The following is a 13,386-nucleotide window of genomic DNA, read 5'->3' as shown; positions in this document are numbered from 1 at the left end:
CCGGTTTGCTGTATGTTTTTCACCCGCGAACCCAGGCGGATACAAAGAAAAGAGGGCCTAAAAAAGGCCCTCTCTCCGCATGTGTCGGTCATTATCCTTATTTCCCCCGGCCAAATTTGCCATCTCCCGGTTTGCTCTTTTTAGAGAGAGTAACTGTTAGGAAAGCACCATAGCTTTTCACTTGAGCAGCTTCCAATTTGCGCATATTTCGCTCAAACGCGACAGCCGTTTTTCAGGATTTTTTGCGGTATGAGATGAGCCTTAAATTAAATATCGGCCTCGGGGAGGTCTCCTCCCGCAACGACTTGGCCAAAATAGAAAAAGCCGCTTTGTTCGGGGGTGTCAATCTGTTTTTGAATAAGCTTGAAAACGGTTATGATACAGAGCTCGGCAGACTTTTCGGCGGGAGAAATTTATCGGGAGGAGAATGGCAGCGTGTCGCCATATCGCGCGCTTTTATGCGCGATGAATCGGCGGACCTGTTTATATTTGACGAGCCATCGTCTGCATTGGATGTATTCATTGAAGAAGAAATATTCGATAAACTGAGCAGAATGACGGAAGGAAAAACCGTCATTATTGTCTCGCACAGGTTGAGCACGGCCCGTTTTGCCGACCATATCATCTTTTTAGAAAATGGAAGAGTCATAGAGACCGGGACGCACGATGAATTAATGGCCAATCAGGGCAAGTATGCCGAATTGTATCATTTGCAAGCCGAAAAATATGTCTAGAAGGAGAATGCCCGAAAAGGCCGGTCCAAAGACCGGCCTTTTTCATGGTGTGAGCGCTTTTTTAGCGGTTCATCCTTTTTCTGATCAATGGAAGTCCATAAATTAAAAAGGCGGCGATATGAGCGATGATGACGTTGATGATAAAGAGTGCGATCATGAGAGAGTGTCCTGCAGGAGAAAGACTGCTTGTCATGTAGAAAAAGAAGAATACCCACATTAAAATAATAGGCGGGATCGATGAAAGTGCGATCTTCTTGTTGTCCAGCCATAAAAATAACGGAGTGGCGCTTGCAATCAGCAAGTAAGCGAAAAACATATCCATGCGTTTTCAGCCCCTTTCAAAAATGATAGCGCTGTCATTAATGGCGGGTTGGATATTTAAGATGTGTCTAATTAGAGGATATTTTGTGAACATTCTGTTACAATCATTATACCACGTTATGAAAAAAATGATACATACTGGAAAACATTTTCCGCTCCAACTATTGAACCAATTTTCTCTGGGCGCAATGGGGTAAAAAAGCCCTTGGCGCGGAAGCCAAGGGCTTATATCGCTTTAAAAAATAAAGTGTGCGCAAATGACGATGACGGGCAGCGTAATCAATGTCCGAACGATAAAGATCAAGATTAAGTCGAAGAACGTCACCGGAATCTTGGAGCCCAGCAAGAGGCCGCCGACTTCAGACATATAGATCAATTGGGTGACAGATAGACAGGCGATAATAAACCGCGTCATCTCGCTTTCGATTCCGCTTCCCAGTACGGACGGAAGAAACATGTCGGCAAAACCGACGACGAGCGTCTGTGAGGCCGCAGCCGCCTCCGGAACCTGCAGCAGTTCAAGCAGCGGGATGAACGGGACGCCGAGCCATTTGAAGATCGGCGTGTACTGGGCCACGATGAGCGCCGCTGTTCCGAGCGCCATCACGACGGGGGCAACGCCCATCCACATGTCAAGAACGTTCTTGGAGCCCTCTTTGAGAAAGTCTTTCACATTCGTATTCTGCCTGGCTTTTTCAACAGCCTGGCTCATTCCCCATGAAAACGGAGTATAGCCTTCCGGAATCGTCTCCTGATCTGTATCGGCTGTGTCCGTAATGTAGGTATCGGCCTTCCTTGATAAAGGAGGAATCCGCGGGCTGACGACTGCCGCGACGACCCCGGCCAGCAAAATAGTCAGGTAAAACGGAACGAAGAGATGGCTAAGGCCTACTTGCGAAATAATCACGAGGCAAAACGTAATCGAAACGACAGAGAAAGTCGTACCGATGATCGCGGCCTCGCGCTTTGTATAAAAGCCTTCTTCATACTGTTTGCTCGTCAGGAGAACGCCGATCGTTCCGTCTCCAAGCCATGAAGCCATGCAGTCGATCGAAGACCGCCCGGGGAGCTTAAAAACCGGTCTCATAAACTTTTTCGTCAATGATCCGCATAATTCCAGCAGCCCGAAATTCAGCAGAAAAGGCAGGAAAAGTCCGGCAAACAAAAAAACGGAAAACAGAACCGGCAGAAGATCGAACAATAAAGTGCCGCCCGTGCTGTCCGCATATACGGCCTCAGGTCCGATCTTGAAATACGTCAAGATCGCAAAAACCATTCCGCAAAAACGGACGATATACCAGAATGCCGACACATTCAGCAGGTTATAGAAAAAATCGCTTTTTTTTATGAATGCCGGTTGAAACGTTTTGGCGATAAACGTCATGATGAATGTCACGGTAACGATCACCATCATGATCAGCGGGAGCTGCTGTTGTAGCAATCCCTGCAATCCCTTGGAAAAGACTGCAATCGGTATCGTCAGCTCTCCCCCGATTTTCATCGGAATCATAAACAGGATGATTCCGATCAGTGAAGGAACCAAAAATTTGATCAAATCTGCTTTTTGATGCTTTTGAATCGCTTTATCCAAAAAGAAAAACTCCTTATGCTCTATGATTCTCCAAATCTGATAAAAGTTAAATTTTATGCAACATTACACATTTTAATACAATCAGCACAGAAATCAATAACTTCCCTGAAATTCGACAATAGGAAGAAACATCCTTTAAAATAAAAAATGAATGATTTTGTGTGAGATTAATCCGAAACATTTTGTGCGTTTGTACGTCATATCATTTGTGAGGAAGTCAGTTTAAGCCTTTCCTATACAATTTCATCGTGTCAGAAATAAGGGCGGGATTTCGAATGAATCAGAAAAAAAACATTACAAATCCCTTTTACCAGGGGGATTTGATTTTTGCTTTCATTGCTTTTTTTATCACGAGCATTGTGGCGGTTTACGCCGCTCAGCAGTTTAACCAATATAATGAACCTTTTGCGATGAAACAGTCCCTTTATTATTTGCTTGGGGCGCTTATCATCATTGTATTTCTCTACTTTGACCTTGAACAGCTTCAAAAGCTCAGCTTTTATTTTTATCTGTTCGGCATCTTCATGCTGATCGTATTAAAATTCAGTCCTGCATACATCGGGGGCTACCGGTTTGCTCCGGTCATCAACGGAGCTAAAAGCTGGTTCATGCTCCCGGGATTTACTTTGCAGCCGTCCGAATTTATGAAAATCGGCCTGATCATGTATCTGGCATCGTTTATGTCAAAACACGGACCGAACGGCAAGCGGACGATAAAAGAGGATGCCATCTTCCTGTTAAAGATCTTCGGAATTGCCATCGTTCCCTTCGGCTTGATTTTGGAGCAGGATACGGGAACAGCGGGGATCGTCATGTTTGTCATCCTCGTGATGGTGTTCCTGTCAGGGGTGAACTGGAAATTAATTACGATCATTTTTTGCTCGGGCGCCGCTTTGGTCACGATGATCCTGTATGTGATCATTCAATTTCCAAACGTCGCAGAGTCCTTCGGGGTTGAGAAATATCAAATCAACCGCGTGATGACCTGGGTCAACCCGAGCCAACAGAGCGCCGATAATAAATTGCAGGTCGATAAAGCGCAAATGGCGATCGGCTCCGGAAAAGTGTTTGGAAACGGTGTAAGCAACCTTCGCGTCTACGTCCCTGAAGCGCAGACAGACTTCATTTTCGCAGTGATCGGGGAAAGCTTCGGGTTTGTCGGCTGCACGTTTGTCGTCATCATGTTTTTCTTCCTGATTTACCGGCTTGTCGTACTGATCGACCGAATACACCCGTTCAGCAAGTTTGCGTCATTTTTCTGCGCAGGCTACACGGCTTTGATCGTTATCCATACGTTTCAAAACATCGGAATGAACATCGGCATTATGCCTGTGACGGGTGTTCCGCTGCTTTTGGTCAGCTACGGAGGAAGTTCGGTCCTTGCCACTTTAATCGGTTTTGCAATCGTCTATAACGCAAGCTGCCAGTTAACGAAATACCAAAGATATATGTTTAAATAACGGCCTGTTTTCAGGCTGTTATTTTATTGAAGCAGAGCGATTGTCAGGAAACGCCCCCTTTCCGTATATTCTTCGGCATGATTCATGTATAATGAGGGATGGCTGTTTTTGAAAAGAAGTAAGGCGGGGTATTATGAGTCAGAGAAAAAATCATACAAGTCCCTATTACCAGGGTGATTTAATTTTTATATTAAGCGTGTTTTTAATTATCAGCGTTGTCGCTGTTTATGCTGCGCAGCCGTCGTTTTCTTTATTGGGATATCCCGGGAAACAATTGATTTTCTATATTCTCGGTATTTTCATTATCGCCGGCTTTCTTTATTTTGATTTAGAGCAGATTGAAAAGCTCAGCATATACGTCTTTATAATGGGAATCGTGCTGCTGATCGTATTAAAATTCAGCCCGGAATCGATTGCACCTGTGAAGAACGGGGCGAAGAGCTGGTTTCAATTGGGCCCAGTGACCTTGCAGCCTTCAGAGTTCATGAAAATCGGTTTGATCATGATGCTGGCTTCGGTCATTTCAAAAGCGAGTCCAAAAGGTTCCCGCTCCATGCGCGAGGATGTTCACCTTTTGCTGAAGATCGCCGGGTACTCCGCGGTGCCGGTTGGATTAATTTTGATGCAGGATGCGGGTACAGCGGGCATCTGTATGTTTTTTGTCGCCGTGATGGTGTTTTTGTCAGGGGTGAACTGGAAGCTGATCGGCATTATTGCAGGTTCGGGCATAACGCTCGTTTTGCTTGTGTTGTTTTTGGTCATTAATTTCCCTGATTTTTCCAAAGAAGTTCTCCACATTAAGCCGTACCAGATCAACCGCGTCATGACATGGGTCGATTCGGGCCAGCAGTCTGCGAATGATAAGTATCAGACAGAACAGGCCGTGACGGCGATCGGATCAGGAGAAATTTCCGGTACCGGCATTAATCATTTGAAAGTGTATGTTCCTGAAGGCGAGACCGATTTTATCTTCGCCGTTATCGGAGAGAGTTTTGGCTTTATCGGGTGCACGTTTATCGTCATTATGTTCTTCCTCTTAATCTACCGGCTTGTCGTGCTAATCGACAGAATTCATCCGTACAGCAGGTTTGCGTCGTATTTCTGTGTGGGCTATACGGCTTTGATCGTCATTCATGCGTTCCAGAACATCGGCATGAACATCGGCCTGATGCCGGTTACAGGCGTTCCTTTGCTGTTTGTCAGCTACGGGGGAAGCTCGGTTTTGTCCGCGCTCATCGGCTATGCGATCGTATACAATGCGAGCTGCCAGCTGACAAAATATCAAGGCTACATGTTTAAATAAGCGGAAAAAAAGACAGCCTCCACGGGCTGTCTTTTAATGTTGTTCCAAAAACTCCAGAGCCGACGACACGAGGATCTTCGCGGCATTCAGCATTCCTTCCTCATCGATGTCAAATTTGGGATGATGGTGCGGATAGACGGCTCCCGTACGTTCATTTCCCGCTCCGGTAAAAAAGAACGATCCCGGGACGCGCTCAAGATAATAGGAAAAATCTTCGCCGATCATATTGGGCGCAAGCTCGATGACGGCTTCTTCGCCAACGATCTGATTTGCGCATTTCCGAACGATAGCGGTTTCCTTCTCATGGTTGATGACGGGCGGGTAGCCCTTTTCATAGTCGAGCTTGAAAGACGCTCCATTGGCGCAGCAAACGCCTTTGATGACGCGCTCCATCTCGGTGATGATCGTCTCCTGAACCTGTTTCGAAAAGGTGCGGACTGTTCCTTCGATAACCGCTTCTTCGGCGATGACGTTGAAAGCCTGGCCGGAATGGAACGTCCCGATTGAAATGACGGACGCCTCCGTCGGATCGACTCTGCGGCTTACGATCTGCTGAAGGTGGCTGACGACGGAAGCTCCTGCCAGCAAGGCGTCTGTCGTCAGGTGAGGCGCGCCTCCGTGACCGCCGCGCCCCGTAATCGTAATTTTAAATTTGTCTGCCGCAGCCATCATGGCGCCGGCCTTTACTCCGACTTGCCCGACCGGCATAGGCGCCCAAATGTGGGTGCCGAAGATGGCATCCACTCCGTCAAGGCAGCCGTCCTCGATCATCGGCTTTGCCCCGCCCGGTGTAACCTCTTCTCCAAACTGGTGAATGAGGACGATGTTTCCTTTCAAATCTTTTTGATGCCTCATCAGCACTTTTGCGGCGATCAGAAGGGCCGAGGTATGCGCGTCATGGCCGCAGGCATGCATGACGCCGGGGACGGTTGACCGGTATGGCACATCTTTTTGATCCTGTAAAGGAAGCGCGTCAAAATCGGCTCTAAGGGCAACCGTTTTCCCCTGACGGCCCCCTTTGATCATGCCTACGACGCCTTGCCCGCCGACATTTGTCCTGACTTCAACGCCAAGGCTCTCCAAATATTTCGCAATGGTCAGCGGTGTGTTGACCTCTTGATGGGACAGCTCTGGATATTGGTGAAAATGCCTCCTGAGCTCGACCATTTCCGGATATAAATCTTCTAATTCTTTCATTAAGGACTCCACCGTCATCTTCCTTTCCCGATCAAAATATTAAAATGATTCTATCATTTTAACATACGGAATTGAACACTTTTTCAAGACGTTTTGCTTTAGAGATGTGCAGATGTTGGATATGATAAAGACAAAGAGGAGGTCTAAAGATGAATAAAACGATTGAAACGATATTACATCACCGTTCGATCAGGTCTTTCACAGATGAGCGCCTGACGGAAGAAGAGATCCGCGTTCTAGTGGAAAGCGCCCAGAGCGCATCGACTTCAAGCTATATTCAGGCGTACTCGATCATCGGCGTAACCGATCAAAGCAAAAAACGGGAACTCGCCGCTTTGGCCGGTAATCAGCCGTATGTCGAGAAAAACGGCCATCTGTTTGTTTTTTGCGCGGACCTTTACCGGCATGACAAAATCGCCAGGAATAAAGGAGAGGACATCAAGGAATCTCTGGAAGGAACGGAGACATTTATGGTCAGCGTCATTGACGCGGCCCTTGCCGCCCAGAACATGGCGATTGCGGCGGAATCGATGGGGCTTGGCATCTGCTATATCGGCGGGATTCGAAACGATTTGGAGAAAGTCGCGGAGATACTGAAAACGCCTGAATACGTACTTCCGCTGTTCGGCTTTGTCGTCGGCCATCCGGCCAATCCGTCTTCGAAAAAGCCGAGGCTGCCGCTTGAACATATCTATCATGAAAATACCTACAATGTGGATGAAGGCGATTTTCAAAAGCATCTGACTGCATATGATGAAACCATTTCAAGCTATTATGAAAACAGGACGAACGGCAAGCGGACCGACAAGTGGACAGAGCAAATCACCCAAAATCTCAAAGAGCCGAAACGAACGTACATGAATCGGTTTGTGAAAGAGAAAGGGTTTAATAAAAGATAAAGGGAAGCGGCAGCAAAAATCTCCGCTTCCAAAGCAAAAGGCTGCCGATCGCATCGGCGGCCTTAACATGCGCTTTGTCTCTACTTGATGATGAAATGCTTGATCAGAAGATAAACAATGAGCCAAATCGGAAGACTGAAAAGGATTCCGAATAAACAGCCTTTTGCAAAGTTTTCTTCTTCATGTGGCGCGTCCGGTTTTTGTAGTGGCTCTTTCTCATTCATCAATCCTTATGCTCCTTTGATGTTCGCTTAGATACTATTATTTCTTTTTACGCCAAAAAAGTAAACCGGGGTGAAACAACATGATATCGCTAAGCATATTGGATCAGTCGCCCGTTTCCGAAGGAAGCACCCCTGAAGCGGCTTTGCGACAGACAGTCGAGCTTGCGCAAATGGCTGAAAAGCTCGGATACAGAAGGTTTTGGGTATCAGAGCACCATTTTTCAAGAAACCTTGCAGGCTCAAGCCCTGAAGTCTTAATGGGGTATATCGCGGCCAAGACGGCAAACATTCGCGTAGGATCTGGAGGCGTCATGCTGCCTCATTACAGCGCATATAAAGTTGCTGAGAACTTTCGGGTATTGGAAGGTCTTGCACCGGGCAGGATCGACGCCGGGCTTGGGCGGGCGCCTGGGGGGATGCCGATCGCTTCGATGGCTTTGCAGGACGGCGGCAGGCGCAAGACTGACAAGTATCCGGAGCAGATTCAGGACCTCATCACATATCTGCATGATCAAGCTGATGAACACCACCGCTTTCCAAATTTAACCGCATCTCCGAATGTCGGGTCGGCTCCTGAGGTATGGATGCTTGGGTCGTCAGGAGAAAGCGCGAGGCTAGCCGCGCAAGTCGGCGCTTCTTATACCTTTGCCCTTTTTATTAACGGCGAAGGCGGTGAAGACGCTGTCAGGCTTTATAAAGAAAGGTTCAAGCCTTCAGTATTGGGAGAACGGCCGAAGGTGACCGTCGCCGTGTTCGTCATTTGTGCGGAGACGGAAGACGCGGCGGAACGCCTTGCCAAAAGCCTTGATTTTTCATTATTGGCGAATGAACAGGGTATGGTGACAGACGGTTTTCCGTCCTTGGAAACGGCTTTATCGTATCAATATTCGCCTTATGAGAAGAAGAGAGTCGAGGAAAACCGCAAGCGTATGGTAATCGGCACAAAAGAGCGGGTGAAACAACAGCTGCTTGCCCTGGCCGGCGCATACGGAGCCGATGAAATCATGGCGGTGACGATCACGCACGATTTCCGGGATAAACTGAATTCATACCGCCTTTTGGCTGAAGCGTTTCAAAACTGAATTTACCGTTTTCTCTGGAAGATCGTTAACATAAAGCGGACGGGGATCAGGAAGAAGAGGCCGGTGGTATAAGCGGCTGTAAACAGCCAGCTGAGCGGCAAAAGGAGGACGGTGTCAACCGTTTGCTCCGCCGCTTTCTGAAACGGATTCGCTTGCTTTTGCTGCAGATTGACTGCGGCATACAAAACCGTGAAAAAGATAAAGCAGACAGCCATGAAGGATAAGCTGAACAATACGAGAAATGAAATCATGTATACGCAGTCCTCCGGTCGCTTTTTTCACGTTTTTGAAGAGAAGAAGTTCTCCCGTGAACGCGAGGAAATTTTTGTTATCCGTATTTTAACATAAAAAAGCCTTGTTGAGTGATTCTCAACAAGGCTTGTCATTATTCGACGATAAACGGTTCCTCCGTCAGGACGTAGCTCGATTTCCCCTTTGAAACGGCATAAGCGAGCATGTAGTACTCACCAGGTTCAAGTGAGGCTGAATTGTTGATTTTGCCGTTCCACCCGTAGGACTGATAGCCTTTCCCCTGATTTTTATAGACGCCGGCCTGACCGATAAACTCAAGGTTCTTGTCATAAACGAGAAATGCAAGCTCTTCCGCTCCGCCCGGCAAATAGGCTTCAACCGTATATGTTCCCTGCTTTGCGCCCGTTTCAACGGTTACCGATGTCACGCGCGGGTAGTCGGGCTCTTTCACGATTAACAAGGTTGGGATTTCGGCAACTTTCTGGCCTCCCTCGCGGACGGTGACGGTGCCTTCATAAGTCCCCGCTTTTGTTTTGGCCGAGTTGACGGTTACTTTTGCAACGGCTTTTCCTGTTTTGTGTGCTGGGATTGTGACCTGCTTCGTGCCTTTGACGGAAATGCCCTGCCCTTTAAAAGAATAGTCAAGCTGGTAGGACTTTCTGTATGATGAAAGGTTTTCGATCGTAATCGTCTGTTTTTTTGTTTGCTTTCCTTTGTCCTTCATGAATGTTCCATAGGAATGGCTGCCCGGCGCCACGATTGAAGAAGCCTTGAGGGCGTCCATGATCCGGATGCTGCCCGCCCCTTGAGTGTTGTGAGGATAGAGCTTTCCGTTTTCATCCGTTAATTTTGCCGCCGTATTCATGAGAACGGCTTTGATTTGCTCAGGCGTCCAGTCCGGCTTGGCCTGCTTTAGAATCGCAGCCGTTCCGGCCACATGAGGCGAAGCCATGCTTGTTCCCTGCATGGACGCGTAGCCGTGCGGATGCTGCGGATCGTGCGTAGGAACCGTGCTGACGATATTGACGCCAGGCGCCGCGACATCCGGCTTGATCATCCAAGTATCCATGACAGGTCCTCTGGATGAGAAGGATGCAATCGTTTCACCAAGCTCTTTTGCCAATGTAAACGAGAAGGCCGCCGAGTGCTTACCGGCCTTTATCTGCTGAACGAGGCTTTCCCCTTCTTCCTTCGACAGCTTGATCGTCGGAACGGCCATGCCGATTACATTGGCTTCGATTTCGCCGGCCGCATTATTGTAGACAACGGCTCCGATCGCTCCGGCTTTTTTCGCATTTTCCGCTTTATCCACAAACGGAATAGCCCCTCTTTGGATTACCGCAACCTTGCCTTTCAGATCCTTCCCTGAAAAATCGTCAGCTTGTCCAAGTCCTGCATCAACAAGCTCAACCTCTTTGTTGTTCAGCGCCTGTACGTCTTTTTCTTCATCGTATCCCATCAGCTTAGCCGTGGAATACGAAGAAAATTTCACAGCATATTCGTTGTAAGGAAGCTGGGAGGCGCCTACGGAAATCGCTTCCCGCGAGGTTCCAGGCGATCCGACGGTCCAGTTGTCCGGTCCGCTGTTGCCGTTTGATGTAACGGCGGTTACGCCTTCGGACATCGCCCAGTCAAGCGCAATGCTCGTTGCATAATCGGGGCTGTTCAGCGAATTCCCCAAGGAAAGGTTCATAACTTTCGCTCCGTCGGCGACGGCTTTTTCGATTCCTGCAATCACGTTTTCGGTCGTTCCGGAACCGCCGGGGCCGAGCACGCGATAAGCAAGGAGGGTAGCTTCAGGCGCCACACCCTTGATTTGTCCGTTGGCGGCGATTGTACCGGCAACGTGAGTACCATGGTCAGTTGCTTCTCCGCGGGGATCCCCTGCCGGCGTTTCCTGCGGATCGTAATCATTATCCACAAAGTCATAGCCTTTGTAAGGACCGAAATTTTTCTTCAGGTCAGGATGTGTATAATCAACGCCGGTGTCGATGACGGCAACTTTAATGCCTTTCCCGGTGTATCCCGATTTCCATGCTTGATCCGCGCCGATGAACGGCGCGCTTTTATCCATCTGTGGATAAATCTCGTCAGCGGCCAGCGTTACATTTTTGCTCTTGATATTGTCCGGTTTATAGGTCACGTTAGGATAAACGGCTTTCACCTCTTTGACGGACAGAAGCTTTGGAATCTCACTGGCGGGCAGCTTCATAGAAAACCCGGAAAAAACCCTGTCATATTCGCGTTTGATCTTTGCTTTTTTGATCGTTTTAAAAGCTTTGTCTTTCGCTTTGCTGCGCGCCGTTTTTAAGGAGGCCCTTGTTTGTTTTTCCCCTTCGGCCTTTGCTTCAGCCAGCGATTTTTCTTTCAATTCAACGATGACGGTTGTCTGTTTGTCAGATGTCACGTCAATATCTCCGAAAATCTCGGCTTTCTCCAGTTCAGGAGATGCTTTCACAGATGCCGTTTTTGCCTGAACTCCGGTGAGGAAAGCAGATAGAGTGAAAAATAGAATGAAAGCAAAAATGGAATAGCGGATAACCCTTTTTTTCAACACGTTTTCCCCCTTTGTTTACGATGTTTAGAGTTTCGAACTTTTTAAATATTCTCTCATTTTTACCGAAATCCTTCTCTATATAGAAATGATTTTCAGAGATTCAATGAATTGGTGAATGGCTATTCGTGTTTATTCACATTTTATTGTGTATATGTTAATAAACTTGTGTATAGATATAGTGGGGAATATTTGTTCTTGTACTAAATGTTGAATAATCATGTGGATATGTGGATATGTATTGTGGGTAATCTGTGTTTATCCTTAGGATAACGTGTGAATAAGTTTAAAACGGCTGTGTGCGATCTTTTCAAGCCGATTCCTTCAGTTTTCAACAAAACTTCTAAAAACTAGTATCTTTTTTCACTCACATTGTGACAAACATTTTCATTTTGGCGGGATAAGATAGTGTCAGGAGTTTTCATAGAGTTGCTAGTTTTAAAAAATTGGAGGGATTGGTGTGAAGGGTATGATTTCTTTTTTAAAAATGTGGATTACCGTACTTCTGGGCTGGGTGATGCCCGTACGCGGGAGTCTGGAGAAGATGCTCAAGGAAGCCGGGCGTACATATGAGCAAAGAGCGGTGTATTCCGGAGGGGTTGCCAAGCAACCGGAAAGGAATGGGGAGCTCATGCTGGAATACAGGCGGGTATTGCCGGCAGATGCCATGAAAGAAAGGGGCCCTGATGTGTGCAAAAAAACGTCAAGACGGGTGAGAGCAGGACCTGAACTTTACATGATCACATAAACAAGGTAAAATCCCACTCATAACGGGAAGTGGGTGACAGCCTTGAAAATCTATAAAGTGTTGAACAACAATGCAGCAATAATAAAGGAGGATGGTCAGGAAAAGATTGTCATGGGCCCGGGAATCGCTTTTCAAAAAGGTAAAAATGACACCATTTCAGCACAAAAGGTGGAGAAAATTTTTACCATTCATGAAGAAAACGAGAAATTCAAACAAATCCTCGAAACGCTTCCGGAAGAACATATTGAAGCTGCCGAAGAGATTATCAGCTATGCGGAAGGGCAGCTGTCCGCACCGCTGAGCGATCATGTCCACATCTCCCTTGTGGATCATTTATCATTTGCCATTGAACGAATCCGCAAAGGATTCGTAATTCAAAATAAATTATTAAATGAAATCAAAGCGCTTTATAAAAAAGAATATGAGATCGGACTCTGGGCGATCGGCTTCGTAAAAGAGAGGCTCGGTGTCGATTTGCCTGATGATGAAGCGGGTTATATCGCGCTGCATATTCATACCGCAAAAATGGATGCGGAAAACATGCAGAAGACGATTAAATACACGACGATCATCAAAGAAATGATTGAAAAAATCGAATGCTGCTTCAATCGGACGATTGATGAAGACAGCATTTCCTATCAGCGTCTTGTCACGCATTTAAGGTATGCGGTCAATCGGCTGGAATCAAATGAGGCATTTCACGTGATGGACGATGACATGCTTTATTTCATCCGGAAGAAGTATCCTGAAAGCTACCGGTGTGCGGCAGGGCTGGCGGATTACGTAAAAACCGAATATGATCTTGATCTCCCGGAATCGGAGGTCGGCTACATTACGCTGCATGTCCAGCGTTTACAAGATTCCCGTATGTGATACCGCCTGATGTTCGTGCAATCAGGCTTTTTTTCGTTCAATTTTCCTATATTTTTTAAAAAACAATTGACGAAAGCGCTGTCACATAATAAAATGAAAGCGTATCAAAAATAAATACCGGGGATTGTGACTGGTAAAGCAGGCAAGA

The 13,386-nt window shown here is 47.0% G+C and carries 13 protein-coding genes; 7 read left to right on the top strand and 6 right to left on the bottom strand.

The annotated features are described in order from the left end of the window. Positions 1 to 197 precede the first annotated feature (197 nt). On the top strand, positions 198 to 734 hold the full coding sequence (locus tag MHB78_RS22640; protein ID WP_046130636.1) for an ATP-binding cassette domain-containing protein: 537 nt from the start codon (positions 198 to 200) through the stop codon (positions 732 to 734). Between the two features lie 61 nt (positions 735 to 795). Here MHB78_RS22640 and MHB78_RS22635 read toward each other — a convergent pair whose 3' ends face one another. Both MHB78_RS22635 and MHB78_RS22630 read right to left on the bottom strand, forming a co-directional pair. Next, positions 796 to 1,056: a spore morphogenesis/germination protein YwcE gene (locus MHB78_RS22635; RefSeq protein WP_046130635.1), complete on the bottom strand. Its 261-nt coding sequence runs from the start codon at positions 1,054 to 1,056 to the stop codon at positions 796 to 798. Positions 1,057 to 1,290: 234 nt separating this feature from the next. Further along, the gene (locus MHB78_RS22630; RefSeq protein ID WP_046130634.1) at positions 1,291 to 2,646 is read right to left on the bottom strand and encodes a YjiH family protein; all 1,356 of its coding nucleotides are present in this window, start codon (positions 2,644 to 2,646) and stop codon (positions 1,291 to 1,293) included. Positions 2,647 to 2,921: 275 nt separating this feature from the next. Here MHB78_RS22630 and MHB78_RS22625 point away from each other — a divergent pair, with 275 nt between their 5' ends. Together MHB78_RS22625 and MHB78_RS22620 are read left to right on the top strand one after the other, a co-directional pair. Further along, a complete protein-coding gene (locus tag MHB78_RS22625) occupies positions 2,922 to 4,106 on the top strand; it encodes an FtsW/RodA/SpoVE family cell cycle protein (RefSeq protein ID WP_046130633.1) in 1,185 nt (394 codons plus the stop codon). Positions 4,107 to 4,239: 133 nt separating this feature from the next. Further along, positions 4,240 to 5,409, top strand: coding sequence for an FtsW/RodA/SpoVE family cell cycle protein (locus MHB78_RS22620; RefSeq protein ID WP_046130632.1), 1,170 nt, complete (start codon positions 4,240 to 4,242; stop codon positions 5,407 to 5,409). Between the two features lie 33 nt (positions 5,410 to 5,442). On the opposite strand, the gene MHB78_RS22615 is transcribed toward MHB78_RS22620, so the two are convergent. Further along, complete coding sequence (locus MHB78_RS22615; RefSeq protein ID WP_269449655.1) at positions 5,443 to 6,606, bottom strand: M20 family metallopeptidase; 1,164 nt, start codon at positions 6,604 to 6,606, stop codon at positions 5,443 to 5,445. A gap of 149 nt (positions 6,607 to 6,755) precedes the next feature. Here MHB78_RS22615 and nfsA point away from each other — a divergent pair, with 149 nt between their 5' ends. Beyond that, entirely contained in the window at positions 6,756 to 7,505 is a 750-nt protein-coding gene (gene nfsA / locus MHB78_RS22610) for an oxygen-insensitive NADPH nitroreductase (protein WP_046130630.1), read from the top strand. 80 nt (positions 7,506 to 7,585) lie between these two features. Here nfsA and MHB78_RS22605 read toward each other — a convergent pair whose 3' ends face one another. Continuing rightward, the gene (locus MHB78_RS22605; protein WP_164918184.1) at positions 7,586 to 7,729 is read right to left on the bottom strand and encodes a hypothetical protein; all 144 of its coding nucleotides are present in this window, start codon (positions 7,727 to 7,729) and stop codon (positions 7,586 to 7,588) included. Positions 7,730 to 7,809: 80 nt separating this feature from the next. Here MHB78_RS22605 and MHB78_RS22600 point away from each other — a divergent pair, with 80 nt between their 5' ends. Beyond that, positions 7,810 to 8,811 (top strand): LLM class flavin-dependent oxidoreductase, encoded by a 1,002-nt coding sequence (locus tag MHB78_RS22600; RefSeq protein WP_046130629.1) that lies wholly within the window; start codon positions 7,810 to 7,812, stop codon positions 8,809 to 8,811. Between the two features lie 2 nt (positions 8,812 to 8,813). Here MHB78_RS22600 and MHB78_RS22595 read toward each other — a convergent pair whose 3' ends face one another. Both MHB78_RS22595 and MHB78_RS22590 read right to left on the bottom strand, forming a co-directional pair. Next, positions 8,814 to 9,062, bottom strand: a complete 249-nt coding sequence (locus tag MHB78_RS22595) for a hypothetical protein (RefSeq protein ID WP_046130628.1) — start codon at positions 9,060 to 9,062, stop codon at positions 8,814 to 8,816. Between the two features lie 134 nt (positions 9,063 to 9,196). Continuing rightward, a complete protein-coding gene (locus MHB78_RS22590) occupies positions 9,197 to 11,617 on the bottom strand; it encodes a S8 family serine peptidase (RefSeq protein WP_046130627.1) in 2,421 nt (806 codons plus the stop codon). A 460-nt stretch (positions 11,618 to 12,077) separates the two neighbouring features. On the opposite strand from MHB78_RS22590, the gene MHB78_RS22585 reads away from it, so the two are divergent. Continuing rightward, positions 12,078 to 12,365: a hypothetical protein gene (locus tag MHB78_RS22585; RefSeq protein WP_046130626.1), complete on the top strand. Its 288-nt coding sequence runs from the start codon at positions 12,078 to 12,080 to the stop codon at positions 12,363 to 12,365. 42 nt (positions 12,366 to 12,407) lie between these two features. Continuing rightward, the gene (locus MHB78_RS22580; protein ID WP_046130625.1) at positions 12,408 to 13,238 is read left to right on the top strand and encodes a PRD domain-containing protein; all 831 of its coding nucleotides are present in this window, start codon (positions 12,408 to 12,410) and stop codon (positions 13,236 to 13,238) included. The last annotated feature ends 148 nt before the right edge of the window (positions 13,239 to 13,386 follow it).

The sequence above is a fragment of the Bacillus sp. FSL K6-0138 genome (assembly GCF_037982765.1).
GTDB lineage: Bacteria > Bacillota > Bacilli > Bacillales > Bacillaceae > Bacillus > Bacillus glycinifermentans.
This window is presented reverse-complemented; position numbering and strand designations above follow the sequence as displayed.